The organism is Fusibacter paucivorans, from assembly GCF_018390735.1.
GTDB classification, from domain to species: Bacteria; Bacillota; Clostridia; order Peptostreptococcales; family Acidaminobacteraceae; genus Fusibacter; species Fusibacter paucivorans.
The window spans coordinates 100,221-115,806 of the sequence record NZ_JAHBCL010000003.1 but is presented as its reverse complement, the minus strand read 5'-3'; the positions used below and the strand labels follow the sequence as shown (position 1 = coordinate 115,806).

15 protein-coding genes are annotated in these 15,586 nt (G+C 44.2%); 7 read left to right on the top strand and 8 right to left on the bottom strand.

Going from position 1 to position 15,586, the window contains the following annotated elements:
- The first annotated feature begins 47 nt into the window (after positions 1-47).
- The gene (locus tag KHM83_RS02675; RefSeq protein WP_213235365.1) at positions 48-2,045 is read left to right on the top strand and encodes an oxidoreductase; all 1,998 of its coding nucleotides are present in this window, start codon (positions 48-50) and stop codon (positions 2,043-2,045) included.
- 248 nt (positions 2,046-2,293) lie between these two features.
- Here KHM83_RS02675 and KHM83_RS02670 read toward each other — a convergent pair whose 3' ends face one another.
- On the bottom strand, positions 2,294-2,875 hold the full coding sequence (locus KHM83_RS02670; protein ID WP_213235364.1) for a TetR/AcrR family transcriptional regulator: 582 nt from the start codon (positions 2,873-2,875) through the stop codon (positions 2,294-2,296).
- A 130-nt stretch (positions 2,876-3,005) separates the two neighbouring features.
- The gene (locus KHM83_RS02665; RefSeq protein WP_246542836.1) at positions 3,006-4,385 is read right to left on the bottom strand and encodes a sigma-54 interaction domain-containing protein; all 1,380 of its coding nucleotides are present in this window, start codon (positions 4,383-4,385) and stop codon (positions 3,006-3,008) included.
- A 357-nt stretch (positions 4,386-4,742) separates the two neighbouring features.
- On the opposite strand from KHM83_RS02665, the gene KHM83_RS02660 reads away from it, so the two are divergent.
- The 3 genes from KHM83_RS02660 (at position 4,743) to KHM83_RS02650 (ending at position 8,498) form a co-directional block, all read left to right on the top strand.
- Positions 4,743-5,513, top strand: coding sequence for a cyclase family protein (locus KHM83_RS02660; protein ID WP_213235363.1), 771 nt, complete (start codon positions 4,743-4,745; stop codon positions 5,511-5,513).
- A 19-nt stretch (positions 5,514-5,532) separates the two neighbouring features.
- A complete protein-coding gene (locus tag KHM83_RS02655; protein WP_213235362.1) occupies positions 5,533-7,503 on the top strand; it encodes a sodium:solute symporter family protein in 1,971 nt (656 codons plus the stop codon).
- 164 nt (positions 7,504-7,667) lie between these two features.
- Positions 7,668-8,498, top strand: coding sequence for a beta-keto acid cleavage family enzyme (locus KHM83_RS02650; protein WP_213235361.1), 831 nt, complete (start codon positions 7,668-7,670; stop codon positions 8,496-8,498).
- A 168-nt stretch (positions 8,499-8,666) separates the two neighbouring features.
- On the opposite strand, the gene KHM83_RS02645 is transcribed toward KHM83_RS02650, so the two are convergent.
- The 5 genes from KHM83_RS02645 to KHM83_RS02625 all read right to left on the bottom strand — a co-directional run bounded on the left by KHM83_RS02645 (position 8,667) and on the right by KHM83_RS02625 (position 11,998).
- On the bottom strand, positions 8,667-9,890 hold the full coding sequence (locus KHM83_RS02645; protein WP_213235360.1) for an FAD-dependent oxidoreductase: 1,224 nt from the start codon (positions 9,888-9,890) through the stop codon (positions 8,667-8,669).
- A 121-nt stretch (positions 9,891-10,011) separates the two neighbouring features.
- Positions 10,012-10,572 carry a YeeE/YedE thiosulfate transporter family protein gene (locus KHM83_RS02640; protein WP_213235359.1) on the bottom strand — a complete coding sequence of 187 codons (561 nt, stop codon included), beginning with the start codon at positions 10,570-10,572 and terminating at the stop codon, positions 10,012-10,014.
- A gap of 24 nt (positions 10,573-10,596) precedes the next feature.
- Positions 10,597-10,824 (bottom strand): sulfurtransferase TusA family protein, encoded by a 228-nt coding sequence (locus KHM83_RS02635; protein ID WP_213235358.1) that lies wholly within the window; start codon positions 10,822-10,824, stop codon positions 10,597-10,599.
- A 205-nt stretch (positions 10,825-11,029) separates the two neighbouring features.
- The gene (locus KHM83_RS02630) at positions 11,030-11,257 is read right to left on the bottom strand and encodes a sulfurtransferase TusA family protein (RefSeq protein ID WP_213235358.1); all 228 of its coding nucleotides are present in this window, start codon (positions 11,255-11,257) and stop codon (positions 11,030-11,032) included.
- Positions 11,258-11,314: 57 nt separating this feature from the next.
- Positions 11,315-11,998 carry a YeeE/YedE thiosulfate transporter family protein gene (locus tag KHM83_RS02625; RefSeq protein WP_213235357.1) on the bottom strand — a complete coding sequence of 228 codons (684 nt, stop codon included), beginning with the start codon at positions 11,996-11,998 and terminating at the stop codon, positions 11,315-11,317.
- 168 nt (positions 11,999-12,166) lie between these two features.
- On the opposite strand from KHM83_RS02625, the gene KHM83_RS02620 reads away from it, so the two are divergent.
- Positions 12,167-13,066, top strand: coding sequence for a LysR family transcriptional regulator (locus KHM83_RS02620; protein ID WP_213235356.1), 900 nt, complete (start codon positions 12,167-12,169; stop codon positions 13,064-13,066).
- A gap of 124 nt (positions 13,067-13,190) precedes the next feature.
- Here KHM83_RS02620 and KHM83_RS02615 read toward each other — a convergent pair whose 3' ends face one another.
- Entirely contained in the window at positions 13,191-13,418 is a 228-nt protein-coding gene (locus tag KHM83_RS02615) for a sulfurtransferase TusA family protein (protein WP_213235355.1), read from the bottom strand.
- Between the two features lie 78 nt (positions 13,419-13,496).
- Here KHM83_RS02615 and KHM83_RS02610 point away from each other — a divergent pair, with 78 nt between their 5' ends.
- Positions 13,497-14,192 carry a glycosyltransferase family 2 protein gene (locus KHM83_RS02610; RefSeq protein ID WP_213235354.1) on the top strand — a complete coding sequence of 232 codons (696 nt, stop codon included), beginning with the start codon at positions 13,497-13,499 and terminating at the stop codon, positions 14,190-14,192.
- A 134-nt stretch (positions 14,193-14,326) separates the two neighbouring features.
- Positions 14,327-15,571 carry an ATP-grasp domain-containing protein gene (locus tag KHM83_RS02605; RefSeq protein WP_213235353.1) on the top strand — a complete coding sequence of 415 codons (1,245 nt, stop codon included), beginning with the start codon at positions 14,327-14,329 and terminating at the stop codon, positions 15,569-15,571.
- The last annotated feature ends 15 nt before the right edge of the window (positions 15,572-15,586 follow it).

The window sequence follows — 15,586 nt, the reverse complement described above, 5'->3', positions numbered from 1 at the left end:
CGAGTACATTCACTGAACGCATTCAGTTAAATGGAAAGGAGAATCTTATGTCATATCAGTACGAACGCTTGTTTGAGCCAGTTAAGATTGGCGGCGTCACTGTTAAAAACCGCTTTGCCATGGCACCGATGGGACCATTGGGGCTAGGCGACGACGAAGGCGGCTTTAATCAACGGGGCATTGATTATTACACGGAAAGAGCCAAAGGTGGTACGGGGCTTATTATTACGGGTGTCACATTTGTTGACAATGTTGTTGAACAGCATGCAATGCCAAATGTGCCATGTTCAACCCATAATTCAGTACACTTTATCCGAACAGCCAAAGAGATGACGGAGCGAATCCACGCCTATGATTCAAAAGTCTTTATCCAATTGAGTGGTGGTTTTGGACGTGTGACCATTCCTACAAACCTTGGCGAATATCCGCCGGTGGCACCGTCGCCGATACAGCATCGATGGCTTGATAAAACATGTCGAGAACTTACAATAGCGGAAATTCAAGAAATCGTAAAACAATTTGGCAAAGGCGCATACAATGCGAAACGTGCCGGATTTGACGGCGTCCAGATTCATGCGGTTCATGAAGGGTATCTCATTGATCAATTTGCAATATCGCTGTTTAACCATCGAACGGATGAATATGGCGGCTCACTTGAAAATAGATTGAGATTCGCAAGAGAAATTGTTGAAGAGATTAAGCGTCAATGCGGAGAGGATTTCCCAGTAACGCTGCGATACAGTCCAAAGAGTTTTATCAAGGATTACCGAGACGGCGCTATGCCGGGTGAAGTATTTACAGAAAAGGGTCGGGATATTCCAGAGGGGATTGAAGCGGCAAAATTATTGGTTGCATATGGCTATGATGCACTTGATGTCGATGTCGGGTCGTATGATTCATGGTGGTGGAGTCACCCGCCTATGTATCAAGAGAAAGGCCTTTATATCCCATATGCTAAAATTGTAAAAGAAGCCGTTGATGTACCGGTTATTTGTGCCGGGCGTATGGATAATCCTGATTTGGCATTGTCTGCCGTTGATGACGGGGCTTGCGATATGATAAGCTTGGGAAGACCGCTCTTGGCAGATGCCGATTACGTCAATAAACTAAGAGCATCTAAAACGAAAGATATTCGGCCATGTCTCTCATGTCAGGAAGGCTGTATGGGAAGGGTTCAAGAATATGCGGCATTGAGCTGCGCTGTTAACCCACAGGCATGTCGTGAACGCGTAACAGCACTTACGCCAGCATATCAATCAAAGCGCGTTGCGATTATCGGTGGCGGTGTTGCAGGTTGCGAGGCAGCGCGCGTACTGGCACTTCGCGGGCATAAGCCTGTTATATTTGAAAAGACAGATCGCATCGGCGGCAATCTCATTCCAGGCGGTGCACCGGATTTCAAAGAAGATGATCATGCGCTGATTGCTTGGTATGAACATACCTTGGCGCAGTTAAATGTATCAATCGAATTAAATCACCCATGTACGTCGGCAGAAATATTAGCGGAAGACTACGACAGTGTGTTAATTGCGACGGGATCAACGCCAAAGACCTTTGGTATTGGCGATCATCCTGCGGTGTATCCTGCGGCAGCGCTTTTAATGAAGGAAGTGCCTTTTGAAGAGCATATCGCTGTCATTGGCGGTGGTTTGGTTGGCTGTGAACTTGCGATTTGGCTTTCAGATATGGGCAAGAAAGTAACCCTTATCGAAATGCAGGAGTGCCTCTTGGCAGTCAATGGACCTTTATGCCATGCCAATTCAGAGATGCTTGAAAAGTTGGTACCTTATAAAGGGGTTAACGTTATGACCGGTGCTCAGGTTATTGATGGCAAAGCAGGTTCGATTGTCGTTAAAACAGGCGATAAAGAAGAAACGATTGCAGCAGATCAAGTGGCACTTGCCGTTGGCTATGGCAGCGATCAGTCGCTTTATGAAGCGTTGAAATATGAAATTGAATCTCTTCATGTTATTGGCGATGCGAGAAAAGTTCAAAACATTATGTATGCGATTTGGGATGCGTTTGAAGTGGCATCAACCCTTTAATCGTCCGCTTATTCGCAGTTAAAGAAACAAATAGACAGGAAAGTGCACAATCATCTTTTGCTGATTTTTCACTGCAATATATTGAATGCACGCATGGCAAAAGCTAGCGGTGTTGGCGTGAAAGGTTTATAATTTGAATAATGCAGGTTTCCTTAGGCGGCAATCATACAAAAAAACGGACATTTAATGTGTCCGTTTTTTCTTATGAGCAAATACTTAAAAATAAGTGAATACGGCAATGTTCTCACTTATTTGGCCATACTCTTAACAACTAAACTAATAATGGTTCGAAACTGTTGTTTTAAATCAAATTTCCCGTCTCTTAAACACCACTCGAAGACGATTCCCCTGCCGACGACAAAGAGATAATTCGTATAGCGCTGGGCGCTGTATAAGGTGTTGAGTTCACCGGATCGCTGCCCTTCCTCGATGACTTCTTTAAGGACATTTTGCATGAATTGGCCTTCAACGGTAAACATTTTATTTTCAGGTGTATATAGTTTTCGAATGGTTGTGATGCCATCATCTTCAACAAGTTTTGCATAGTGTTCAAAAAAGCTAATGATGCGTTCGCTATAGCTGTCGCTTTGCATAGGTTCTTTAACCCATGTCATAAAAAAGTCATCAACGCGGCTGAAAATCTCTTTGAACAAGTCTGTCTTTGAATCGAAATAGTAATAGTACGTACCAACAGATATACCCGCTTCTTTAGCAATTTCACTAATGGTGATTTCACCGAATCCCTTTTCGTGCATTAATTTTACACCACATTCATAGATGCGTTTTTTTGTTGCAATTGCCTTTTTGGCACGATTTGTCATCTTGGGCATATGATCACTCCTTCGGAAAGTACTTTTTCAATTGGCGCCATCCTTATTTTATGACGCTGCGTGTATGATGGCAAAGCAATAACCAGTACCCACTATTATATCGGCAAAGGTTTTAAATGACAAGCAACAGTCAGGAATCCCCAATTTCATACTGCGCCATCTTATTGTAAAGCATCGTTCGTGAAATACCGAGCAGTTCCGCAGCTTTTTTTCGATTGCCTTCACAAGCCATTAGCGCATCTTGGATAAGGCTTTTTTCAAATGCTTGTTTTGCGGGAATCAGTTTGTAATGGGTAACGGCCTGTTTGCGTTCACGCATACGGATTCGTTCGGTGAGCTGTGAAAAGTCTTTGATGGTTAAAATAGTGTGGTCTGTCTGATTCATAGCACTTTCCACTGCGTTTTGAAGTTCACGGACATTGCCCGGCCAATCATAAGCCATTAAAAAGTTTAAAGCCTCTGAACCAATATCGCCAATCATCATACCGAGCTGCTTATTGAGTCGGCTGATAAAATTTTGAACCAGCAGCGGAATATCTTCTTTGCGTGTCCGTAATGGGGGCGCTGAAATGCGAATAACATTGAGGCGATAGTAGAGGTCACTTCGAAAACTGCCCTTTTCAACCAATTGTTCCAATTCAATATTGGATGCGGCAATGACGCGAACATCGACGAATTGACTTTTTAAACTGCCGACGGGATCAATCTCGTGTTCTTGCAAAACCCTCAAAAATTTCGGCTGCATCGTCATAGGCAGCAGATTGATCTCGTCTAAAAAAAGTGTTCCACTGTCGGCGAGCTCAAATCGTCCAATTTTGCCTTTTCGAGAAGCGCCGGTAAACGCACCGGCGGCATAGCCAAAGAATTCAGATTCCATAAGTTCATTGGGAATAGCAGAACAATTGACACGCACGAAATTGGCGCTGCATCTTGGACTGAGTGTATGAATGGCATGAGCGATCAACTCTTTACCGCTGCCTGTTTCGCCCTCGATAAGTACGGTAGAGGAGGATCGAGAAGCCTGCAGGATTTTATGTTTGAGATCCAAGATGGCCTTGCTTTCGCCAATGATATTGTCAAGGTTGTATTTGGCGCCACGCTCCATTGAAAGCTCTTTGCGGTAGAATTCAATTTGAGAAGATAAGGCGATGATTCGCGTTTGAAACTGGGCGACGCTTTCTTTGCCTTGGATAACGATGTAGAGCATAATGCCGCAGAGTTCGCCGTTTTGGTCAAACCGCGGAAAATAGGTGGTGAATGCGGGGATACCGTTAAAGGACACTAAGCCGCGGGTGACGGCTTTACCGGTTTGAAAAACTTCTGTCGCATGGCTTTCAGGGATGATTTCCCATACTTTGCGACCGAGTACTTCTGATGCATGAAAACCTGTGTAGCGCTCCCAGCCCGGGCTAACGTACGTATAATAACCTTCCTTGTCGAGAACGGCCATGCCGTCTAACTGATTGATGAATTCCTGCATAATTTCAAAAGACAATTTGTTTTTTGACATCAATGCCTCCCACACGCTAATGCAAAAAGATGGTCCGACAAACACTCGCTTTTGACTTCATTATAGGCTGAGGCTTTATGATGTGTCAATAAATATTTACGTGTCAATATATATTGACACGGCGTAAATGCCTTAAAAATACAATGTTTCCACGGCTTTTATGTATGAAATCGTGTACACAAATATTGACACCTGTAATGCTGCTAATATTAATGCTGCTGATAAAAGCCTGATATTGCAGGGGTTTTCCGCGATCATGATTTTGGCATCACCTTTGCAATAGTAAATGATGTTACTAAAAGAGGTCACTGATAGACGGGTCTATCAATGACAGATAGGATGGAAAGGAGTCAGCATATGAAAATCATTGATTTGTCAATCGCCGTGGAGGATGGTTTGCCAAGCGATCCAAAACCTCAAATTCCAAGAATTGAGTATTTGAATCACAAAGACACGGCACAATCGATGACAACCTACTTTAATGACAATATCACCGTTGATGACTTGCCGGAAGGTAATGGCTGGGCGATTGAGAACATTCAGCTCACGACGCATTCCGGCACACATCTTGACGCCCCCTACCATTATTATCCGACGATGAACGGCGGAGAACGCGCTTGGACCATTGATGAAATCCCGCTTGAATGGTGTCTTGGCGATGGTGTTAAGATGGATTTCAGCAGCAAGCCGGACGGCTACAAGATTACGGCAGAAGATGTTGAGATGTATTTCAAAGAAATTGATTATCAGTTGAAAGAAGGCGATATTGTACTGCTGCAAACAGGTGCTGATAAGCAGTGGGGAAAACCCGAGTATTTGCTTGCAGGTGCCGGAATGAGCGCAGAAGCAACACTTTGGCTCATTGAACATGGTGTACACGTCGTTGGGACAGATGGCTGGAGCTGGGATGTACCGCTGCCGTTTGAGGCAGAGCGATTTGCGGAATCGCGTGATGTTGATATTATTTGGGAAGCGCATCGCGTTGGCAGAATCAAAGCTTATTGTCATATTGAAAAAATGACGAATTTAGATCAATTGCCGGCATTTGGTTTTAAAGTCAGCTGTCTGCCTGTTAAAATTAAGGCGGCAAGTGCCGGGTGGTGTCGTGCGGTTGCTTTTATTGAGTAGAAAGTGAGGGTTATTTATCATGGGGTCTAGTACAATATTTATCATCATTTTCGTTATCTTTTGCGGATTTCTTATCGGCGCAGGTCTTTTTAGTAAAAAATGGGTTAAAGAATCTTCAGATTTTGTCTTAGCGGGACGGGAAATTTCAACACCTATTAATATTGTTGGCGTTTGTGCGATTGGCTTCGCCGGCACGACGGTGACGCTGGCGCCGGCTTTTACACTTAATTATGGTCTGATTGGCGGGATTGGCTGGGGTGCCGTTTATGCAATATGCGGGCTTATGCTCTTTGGCCTTCTGTATTCGAATTTTATTCGCAGAAGCGGTGCACAAACATTGCCGGAGTATTTGGAGATGCGGTATGACAGCAAGACGCGATCGGTGGTTGCCATTACATCGGTTATCGGTATGTGCGGAATTATGGCAAACAACGTCGTTTCAAGTGTTGACAATATAGCGGCATTTACGGGATGGAGCCGCCCGTTGATTACGGCAGTTATTTTTGGTGTCATTATCATTTTTACGTTTATTTCCGGACTCTGGGCGACGACGATTACAGATTTATTCCAAATTACCATTGGCGTCATTGTCGTGCCAACGGTCTTCTTTTTATTAGCAAGTCGTTTCGGATGGACTGAGGCATTAGCGGCGAACTGGGGGCCGGGCGCGTTGGGAACAGATGGCTTTGCCGGTCAGCTTGCCGGTATGAAGTTGACGTATCCTTCATTCCTCAATTTCTTTATCTGCTTTGCGGCGGCACTCGTCTGGGGGAACAATTACTATTGGATGAAAATCGCCAATTGTCGAAGTGAACACGTCGCACGGAAATCGTTTGTTTTGGCAGCAATTATTCTGTTGATCATTTTTATGATTCCGTTGAGTTTTGTCGGAAGCTATATGGGAGCTTTTTACCCAGAAATGCTTACTTTCAATGGTGGTCGCATTCTGGCAACGGGAACTTACGGCTTTATCGCAAGCACCTTTATGCCGCTCTTCGGCAGTATTGTAGTGATTAGTGCCTGCGCGGCATCGATTTCGACAGCATCAACTTCGGCACTTGGGGCTTCTGCCGTTGCCAATCGCGATATTTATCAGCGTATTATCAATCCCAATGCAGATGCTGCAAAAAAACTAAAAATGTCGAAAATTATTATGCTCTTTGTCGGGATTGTCACGTTTATATTATGTCAATTTCCAGGTGGACCGACCTATCTCTTTGCTTTTGCCAATTCATGGCTCGTGCCGCCGGCAGTATTGCTGGGACTTGGTGCTATTTGGCCGAAATTTAATGCAAAAGGTGCTCTTTGGGGAGCTGTGTGTGGTATGGTGACGATGGCTGTCTTTACGTTACTGGATTTAACAAAAATCTTTTCGATTGGACAGTATGTTTTTTTAGCAACGTTGGGGCTTGCCGTAACATTGATCGTTGCCGTTATTGCATCTTATTTTGGCAAACCGCGTTATTACGGGGAACAAAGCTGGGAACGCATCCCGAATGATCATAATCGTTTAGATGTGAAACTCGAAAAGATTGATTTGGAAATCTTGACATTAATGCGTCTTGGACATCAGTATATGGCTGATATTACAGACTCACTCGGTGTAGATTCGAAAATTTCCGGTGCAGCCGTTGAAAGGTTGGATCGAGGCGGTTATTTGATGCGCATGGGGCTGACGGGATCTAATTTCTTTACATTTGAGCTAACGGAGAAAGGACAAAAAGCACTCGATCCGCTGAGTGAACACGAGAGGCAGTTATCGGTGCAGTTTTTATCGCCCATGTATTTAGAACTTTTAAAGACAGTTGAGCGCAACCCGGAACACCAAGCGGCATTTGTAGAAAAGAACGGCATTGCCTCGATGCAAATGGCGGCAATCTCTTCACACTTGACGCGTCGAGGTTATATCGAAGAAAAAGGACTCTTTAAAAGGAAACTGATGATTACGCCAAAAGGTCGAAAAGCCATTGAACAATTTAGTAAAGCCTAATGAATGAAAGGTGCATATTCGACAGTGTACAGACATATGATTAAGCATTCGAAGTCGTTAAAAAAACAAAGGTAAGAAAGTGCAAAGGAGTTAGCGAAGGCTTTTAACTTAACTGAGCAGAATGAAAACAATCACTAACATTATGAGTGGGAAGGAGTGATCCGATGCAAAAGACCATTATCACAGTGGCGACAACAGGGGCATGGCCCAAGAAAACAGATAATCCCAATATTCCCATGACGCCGCGGGAAATTGCGGATGATGTTTATAGGTGCTGGCAGGCAGGCGCAGCGATCTGCCATCTTCACATGCGTGATGACGCAGGCAATGGCACGATGAATGTTGAGAAATTTCGGGAGACACTGGCATATATTCGTGCCTATAAGGATTGTGATATCGTTGTCAATATGACGACTTCAGGTGACCTCCATGCGACGGACGAAACGCGCATGCAGCATTTAAAAGAACTGAGGCCGGATATTGGCACATTTGACTGCGGTTCGATGAATTGGCAGCATCATGCACTTTTTCTGAACCCGCCGCATTTTCTTGAGGCGCTGGGTGAAACAATGCAGGCATGTGGTGTGAAACCGGAAATTGAAGCATTTGATCCTGGTATGATTTACAATGCGGCCTATTATTTAAAAAAAGGGGTCCTAAAGGCGCCGCTCCACTTTCAAATGTGCATGGGCGCTGCGGGTGGTATCAGAGGTTCGCTTAAAAACCTGCTTTTTATGGTGGAAACCATGCGCACTGTTGCACCGGATTCAACGTGGAGTGCCTTCGGTGTAGGCGCCAGCGCAATGGAAATCATGTATGCGACGGTAGCGCTAGGCGGACACTTGCGCGTAGGGATGGAAGACAACGTCTTTTACTCAAAAGGTGTCTTGGCAGAGGGGAATGTGCAGTTTGTCAAACGTGCGAGAAAAATTGTCGAAACTTACGGCAATACTGTGGCGACGCCGTCAGAAGCGCGTGCTATTCTGAATCTGTAAAGCAGTAGAAGTGTCTGCAAAAATGTTTAAAGTTCAAAGCTTCTGATCTCATAAGATTTAGTTTACAGATTTGCAGTGTTCTAAACCGATTATCACGAATACATCAAAATCCCCGCTCGGATAGTAATCTGAGCGGGGATTTTGCGTTAAAGCAAATATAGACATCTATTATAGGAAAGAAAGTATTTTTTGTTCATCAAGATCATAAAGTTTTTCGGTAATGACGCCTTCTTTTGTAATGACGACAGCCGGTACTTGATCGACGTTGAGTTTTAGTGCAATCCCGTTTGACTTATACACGTCAATGCGGTTGACGGCTATAGCGCCTGCCTTGGATGTTTCAATGGCTTCAATGCGCGTGAGAAAATCTCTCGAAGGCGCGTCAATCGCATTGTAAACATAAATGAGACCTGGCTTTTCTTTTTGGAGAATTCGATTTTCGAAGATTTCTTTTTCGGCGATATAACGTTCTGCCGCAGTCCCGGCAATGGCACCGTCGCCAACAGCTGTTGCAATTTGCTTAAGCCATTTATCCGTAACGTCGCCAACGGCAAAGACACCTTCGATGTTGGTTTCTTTTTTCTCATTAACCGGAATGTATTTGCGATTGGTCATGGTGATTTGCCCTTCAAAGAGTTCTGTGTTTGGCAGATACCCAATAAATTCGAAACAGTTGTCGCAGTCAATTGGAATTTCTTCATCGGTTTTAACATTTTTTAGAACGACTGTTTTGAGGTGCTCATCACCCTCAAAACGTGAAACGACTGAATTCCAGACAAATGCCATCTTAGGATTGGCGAGCGCTGCTTCCTTAGCGATCTCATTGCAATCCATCTTGCCTTCATCGTGCATGACGGAAACGGTAACTTTTCGCGCAAATTTCGTAAGGAACATACCTTCTTCAATGGCAGCGTCACCGGAACCGATAACGACGACATGCTTGTCGGTGTTTGCAGCGGCATCACATGTTGCACAGAAGCTGATCCCTTTATCAAATAAGAAGCCTTCCTCATTTAAGGCGCCGGTCGTTCTTGGGCGTCCGCCAGTTGCGATAATGACGGTTTTACCAATATATTTATTTCTAAACGTTTCGACGATTTTTTCATCACCTTCGAGCTGAACACTTGAAACAGCTGTTAATTTGAACTTGACGTCCATATTTTTTGCCTGTGCTTTCATGAGGTCTGTGATAGCCTCGCCCTTAGGTGCATCTGGAAAACCAGGATAGTTTGCAATTTCATTGGTGTAGGTAGCCAAGCCGCCTACCAGTGCCTTTTCAAGCAAGAGTGTTTTAAGTCTTGCCCTACCGGCATAAATCGCAGCGCTTAATCCAGCCGGACCGCCGCCGATAATAATCACGTCATAATGCTCAACGATTTTTTCTCTAGCCATATATTGCCTCACATTCTATAAAATAGGAATATCAGATGATAGCCCGCCGCTTCGTCACATATCAATTGAACCAATCATGTGACGATAGGCTTTGGGCATGACAACAAGATTATGTGAATGATTACATAAAGTATTTTACGAGTAGTTTACTGCCGACAATAGCGCCAAAGAACATGCCAATGGCAAAAACCCATCCTGAAAGCGAAAGCGATGCGATCCCACTGTAAAGTGCGCCGATGTTGCAGCCTGCTGCCAATCGTGCGCCATACCCCATGAGTAAGCCGCCAAGCGTCGCAGCAATGATCTGTTTTTTTGATTTTATTTTTTTGATTTTAAAGCCGGATGCTAGAAGCGTTGCCGCTAATGCGCCGAAAATAATACCGAGGTTGCGGAAGGTACCGGCATGATTTAAAAAGCCATTTTCGAGCGTTGCCTGTGCACCGGAACTCGCAAAGTAATACCATTTGTCAACACTGCCGCCAATTGCTTCGTAGACCCACGCGCCCCAATAAGCGAAGACGCCTGAAACGCCCCATGGATTACCAGTCGCGGCAAGGGTTACGATTTGAAATAGTGACAAAAGCACCGCAGCGGTAACATAGGTAAACGGACTCTTAATCCATTTGAGATAGTAGTCATTTTTTTTGACGCGGTCAAAAAATTTAACTTGTTTATTTTCCAAAAAAGTTCACCTCCAGAAGGGTGCTTATTTATTTTTTTCGATGATGACTTCCCACTCGCCGTCATCTACTTCTTCAACTTCAACGTTATAGCCTTCTTTGCGCGCCCATTCAGGGACGTTTTTCATGGCACAGCTGTGGTCGATTTGAACGATGAGTACATCGCCGAGTTCGAGTTCGTTTAATTTATTTTGAGCTTTCACGAGCGGTACTGGACACGCTTCACCGTAACAATCTAACATAACTTCTTTCATAATGAGCCTTCTTTCTTTTCGTTTATAGAGATCTGTTTAATGCTTAAACAGAAACTGATTTGATAATTTAATAACAGGTTTTTAGTTTCTTAAGACAGTTTTTCAATACGTGTTTATTTTTTCTCTCTAGAGGATCTATCAGCCGATAATCACATAGGATCGTCTGCGTTTCGGTGAAAGATGCCGTTGTTTCAGCACAGTATGCTTATTTATTTTTTTCGATGATAACTTCCCATTCGCCGTCGTCTACTTCTTCAACTTCAACGTTATAGCCTTCTTTGCGCGCCCATTCAGGGACGTTTTTCATGGCGCAGCTGTGGTCGATTTGAACGATGAGTACATCGCCGAGTTCGAGTTCGTTTAATTTATTTTGAGCTTTTACGAGCGGTACTGGACACGCTTCACCGTAGCAATCTAACATAACTTCTTTCATAATGAGCCTCCATAATGATATAATATAAGTAATTCGTCTTTGTCGATAACATTGTCGTTAATGACCAGCGCCGCCGCGTTTTGCCTCGTATTTTTCTGCAATGACGTAAAGTGCCATTAAAACGAGTAGTTGCAGGACGACTGCACCCATCCATCCAAACACATCCGGTAGGAACACGGATGGCCCTTTTGAAATAAAGTGCTCTTTCCACCAGCCATAGTCATGGGCGCCCAAAAGGGAACCAACCACGAAGAAGACCAGTGAAATCATATTCATATAAAAACCTTCGCCGACGCGCATCAGCGTACCGGAAGCACAACCGCCTGCGATAACCATGCCTACACCGAACATGAATGCGCCGATAAGTGTTGCTATACTAATTGGTGCAACGTAGCTCATTCCCGGAATAGGTAGTCCTTGCGCCGCATAGCCGTATTTAATAGCCGTAAAGCCTATGGTTGTTAAGGCAAAGGCAATGATAACGGCACGGGTTAACGAAGTGCTTCCCGTTAAATAAGGATCGCGCATGGATGCGGTAAAACAGAAACGTCCCTTTTGAAGAACAAAGCCGAAAGCCGTACCGGTAATCCAGAATAGTGCCAATGTTGATGATTTGGCATTCAGGATGATGGCGACGACGACGACGAATAGTGCCAGTAAGACACCAAAGGGAATCTGATTTTTCTTTGGCTTTCGATTTCGATTTGAACCACGTCTTGAAGCTCTACTGACTTCAGCCATTTGTCACACTCCTAAAATAAAAGTTTGCTATACTCTTAACAATCTCACAATATTATGATAACATTTTATTTGAAAAAATCATCAGTCGCATTTCCAAATCAATATAAGAAAAAACGATACCCAAATCTACGCACATAACTTCATAATGAATTAAGAAAGGGGTAACTCATGAATTTAGCGGCACTGGCTTATTTTAGAGAAGTTGTTGAGACTAAGAGTATTTCAAAGGTTGCAGCTAATCGCCATATCTCTCAATCGGCTTTGAGCCAGAACATTCAAAAGCTGGAAGATGAGTTGGGGTATCAGCTTTTGGAGCGGAGCAATAAAGGCGTTTTGCCAACAGAAGCAGGACGCATACTCTTTAAGTACTCCGGGACGATGCTGCGCATTGAAGATAAGCTTAAGGAAGAACTGGATGCGCTTGCTTACAGCATTGAAAACATCCGAATTAACGGTTATCTTTCATTGGTAGATTATTCACTGCCATGTGTTCTCTATAAGGTTAAGAAGAATTTCCCAACCTATAATTTTGAAATGCGCGCTAAATCGAACATGGAGTCGATAACGGATTTGATTAATGAACTGACAGATCTGTGCTTCGTCACTGAGGAACCGTGTGACGATCGCCTCGACGTCAGCCGGATCGGTAAAGAACATATCGTCCTAGTGGCGAATAGCGAATCCGCTGTACCGGATATTATTGATGTTGAAGAGCTGCAGCGGCATGAAATGGTGCTTCTGGATGATGAGGCATTAACGATTTCATCTTTTCTAAAGAGTCAGCTAAAAAATGTTGGGTTATCGATCGATCAGATCCCGATTATGTTTAAAGTTGATTCTATTCCGGCGGCCAAATCGAGTGTCAATAATCAGCTCGGCATTTGCTTCTTACCCTATATGTCAGTCAAAAAAGAGCTTTACGAGAAAAAATTCAAAGTCGTTGAAGTGAGAAAATTTAACCTCGATTATGATATTTATCTCGTAACGCGCCAGAAGTGCAGTCGTCAAAAACCAGTGACGGATGTCTATAATTACTTCGTTGAAAATGGCGAAAAGGATTTCTGTTAGAGTGCTTTACATATTTATTTGTTTATCCGCAATAAAAAAATCAGTTTTCTCTGCGTATGATAAGTCATACGAAAGATAACTGATTTTTATCATTTCAAACGCCGGTTGACGAGATCGATGGCGTTTACACGGTTTTAGGTCTGGTAATGGTGATTTCCCACACGCCGTTCATCACCTCATCGATGGTGTATGCTAGCGTTGTGTTGGCGAGGTGCTGTTCAACAGATGCGATAACACAACTGTGATCGACGATCAATTGAAACGTTTCGCCAGGTTTGAGCAGCTCGATTTCATGCTGCATCTTCAAAACCGGCACAGGACAAATGTCGCCAAAACAATCTATTTTGTGCATGAGATGCCTCCAGTAAAACTATTACAATGCGCTTAACTATTTCCGTTAAGATTTTATCAAAAAAGGGTGTGTTTGACAATGGTAAAGCCGTTAAAATACAGTGTTTTAATCCCAGCGTTCAACAGTGAGCGCTCTATTGCACTGCTCCTCGATTCGCTTCGCGTTTTTTTTGACGCAGCTGAGGCGCCTTATGAGATTGTCGTTATCAATGATGCCAGTTCGGACGGCACTGCGGAAGTACTAAAAGAATATGCGAGGAGACATGCTGAGGTACGTGTTAGGCATTTGAAACACAACCGTGGACAGCAGATGGCGCTCTATTTGGGACTTAGATATTGTCGTGGTGATTTTGTTATAACCATGGATGATGACTTGCAGCACGCAGTGGACGCATTGCCTAAATTGCTGAAGGAAGCAGAGCAGGGCGCCGATCTCGTTTTCGGTATTTATTCTGATCGGACGGACCAGCACTATCGAAGGCAAGGATCGCATTGGATTGGCAAATTTTTCAAATGGCGTTTTAAGGATGCGCTTGGCGAATTGCGGGTCAGCAGTTTTCGGGTTATTGCACGAAGTGTTTATATGCCTGTTGCAGCAATGGGCGAAAAGCGCTTTGTTTATTTGAGCGCTGAGCTCATCCCCTTTGCAAGATGCATTGCCAATGTGGCAGTAAGCCGTTCACCGCGTGTCTTCGGCAAATCCGGCTATCGGTTCTGGCGGCTTATTGGGATTGGTATTCGGCTTTTTATCTACTATGGGTTTAAAAAAAAGTGATGTTGGTGTGCAGCTAAGCCAATTGAAACTATTGGTAAGTTGTGATGGCGTGAAGGTTGAAGGTGAGGGGCTTATCTCAAGGCAATGAGGCCATTTCTTTAAATAGGTATCATGATGAAACAGGAGGCGGCAATATGCAGTCAAAAGTGTTAATGGTAGGGGCGGGAAGCTGCCAGATCAGCGGGATTAGAGCGCTAAAAAAGCGGGGGTGTCAAGTCCTTGTCGCAGATTATTCGGAGATGTCAAAAGGAAAACAGATGGCAGATCTTGCCGTTTTGGCAGACGCCTTTGATGCGGATGCGATCATAAAATGTGCCAGAGAGCAAGCCGTGGATGCGGTGATTACTGTTGGAACGGATCAGCCGTTACTGAGCGTTGTCAAAGCAGCAGAAGCAATGGCATTGCCGCGGTTCATCGATTCGGACGTTGCGTACAATGTGACCAACAAGCGAGCGATGAAAACAATTTTTAAAACGGCTGGGATTCCAACGATGCCCTTTGCCTTAATTGATGCGTCCTTTGAGGATGCTGAACTCGCGCACATTATGCCGCCCTATGTGGTAAAGCCCGTCGATTCCCAAGGACAGCGCGGCATATTCAAACTCAATACAATTGCGGCGATTCGGGCGCATTTCGGCGAGGTCGTAAAGCATTCAAGGGAGACAGTCATACTGGTAGAACAGTATTACCCAAATGAAGAAGTCACCGTCAGCGGCTGGGTTATAAATGGCGAGGCGATTTGCCTGACTGTGACAGATCGCGTGACCTTTCATCCGGATCTGCATATCGGCGTTTGTACAGCGCATGAGTATCCTTCGAAGCATATAAAATATTATGATGAAACCTTTAAACGGCTGACACAGCAAATTTGTGAGGCATTTCATATTTTAGACGGTCCCATTTATTTTCAGATGCTGGTTGGTGAAGCCGGTGTCGTCGTCAACGAAATTGCTTGTCGGCTTGGTGGTGCTTATGAGGACATTACGATTCCTGCGGCAACCGGTGTTGATATCCTGTCACTCAATATCGAAGGCGTCTTTGGCAGCATGCCGAAACGCGTTGATGTTATGCCGAATTTGACGGACATACAATATTTCAGTACGCAGCTTTTCTTCTGCCATCCTGGGAAAGTGACTTCGCAAACGCCGATTGAGGTGGTGGAAGCACTGCCATATGTTTTAAGCGCGGGTTACAATTTTGATGTCGGTGAAACAGTGCCGCCGACAGAGAGCGCCTCTGCTAGGGCTGGCTATGTAATTGTCACGGGGACATCAGAAGCGGATTTAGTGATAAATCTCAAAAGAGTCTTTCAAAAGATGCAGTGGCAGAATGAAAATGGCGAAAACATGGTCATTGAAGGCAGACGCAATGAGCGATAAGATTGGTGACGGTCA

Excerpts from the sequence above, each read along its gene's own strand:
- KHM83_RS02665 (WP_246542836.1), bottom strand. The coding sequence starts at position 4,385 with ATGTCAAAAAACAAATTGTCTTTTGAAATTATGCAGGAATTCATCAAT.
- KHM83_RS02610 (WP_213235354.1), top strand. The coding sequence starts at position 13,497 with ATGGTAAAGCCGTTAAAATACAGTGTTTTAATCCCAGCGTTCAACAGT.
- KHM83_RS02625 (WP_213235357.1), bottom strand. The coding sequence starts at position 11,998 with ATGGCTGAAGTCAGTAGAGCTTCAAGACGTGGTTCAAATCGAAATCGA.
- KHM83_RS02675 (WP_213235365.1), top strand. The coding sequence starts at position 48 with ATGTCATATCAGTACGAACGCTTGTTTGAGCCAGTTAAGATTGGCGGC.
- KHM83_RS02670 (WP_213235364.1), bottom strand. The coding sequence starts at position 2,875 with ATGCCCAAGATGACAAATCGTGCCAAAAAGGCAATTGCAACAAAAAAA.
- KHM83_RS02660 (WP_213235363.1), top strand. The coding sequence starts at position 4,743 with ATGAAAATCATTGATTTGTCAATCGCCGTGGAGGATGGTTTGCCAAGC.
- KHM83_RS02630 (WP_213235358.1), bottom strand. The coding sequence starts at position 11,257 with ATGAAAGAAGTTATGTTAGATTGCTACGGTGAAGCGTGTCCAGTACCG.
- KHM83_RS02615 (WP_213235355.1), bottom strand. The coding sequence starts at position 13,418 with ATGCACAAAATAGATTGTTTTGGCGACATTTGTCCTGTGCCGGTTTTG.
- KHM83_RS02650 (WP_213235361.1), top strand. The coding sequence starts at position 7,668 with ATGCAAAAGACCATTATCACAGTGGCGACAACAGGGGCATGGCCCAAG.
- KHM83_RS02605 (WP_213235353.1), top strand. The coding sequence starts at position 14,327 with ATGCAGTCAAAAGTGTTAATGGTAGGGGCGGGAAGCTGCCAGATCAGC.
- KHM83_RS02635 (WP_213235358.1), bottom strand. The coding sequence starts at position 10,824 with ATGAAAGAAGTTATGTTAGATTGTTACGGTGAAGCGTGTCCAGTACCG.
- KHM83_RS02655 (WP_213235362.1), top strand. The coding sequence starts at position 5,533 with ATGGGGTCTAGTACAATATTTATCATCATTTTCGTTATCTTTTGCGGA.
- KHM83_RS02645 (WP_213235360.1), bottom strand. The coding sequence starts at position 9,890 with ATGGCTAGAGAAAAAATCGTTGAGCATTATGACGTGATTATTATCGGC.
- KHM83_RS02620 (WP_213235356.1), top strand. The coding sequence starts at position 12,167 with ATGAATTTAGCGGCACTGGCTTATTTTAGAGAAGTTGTTGAGACTAAG.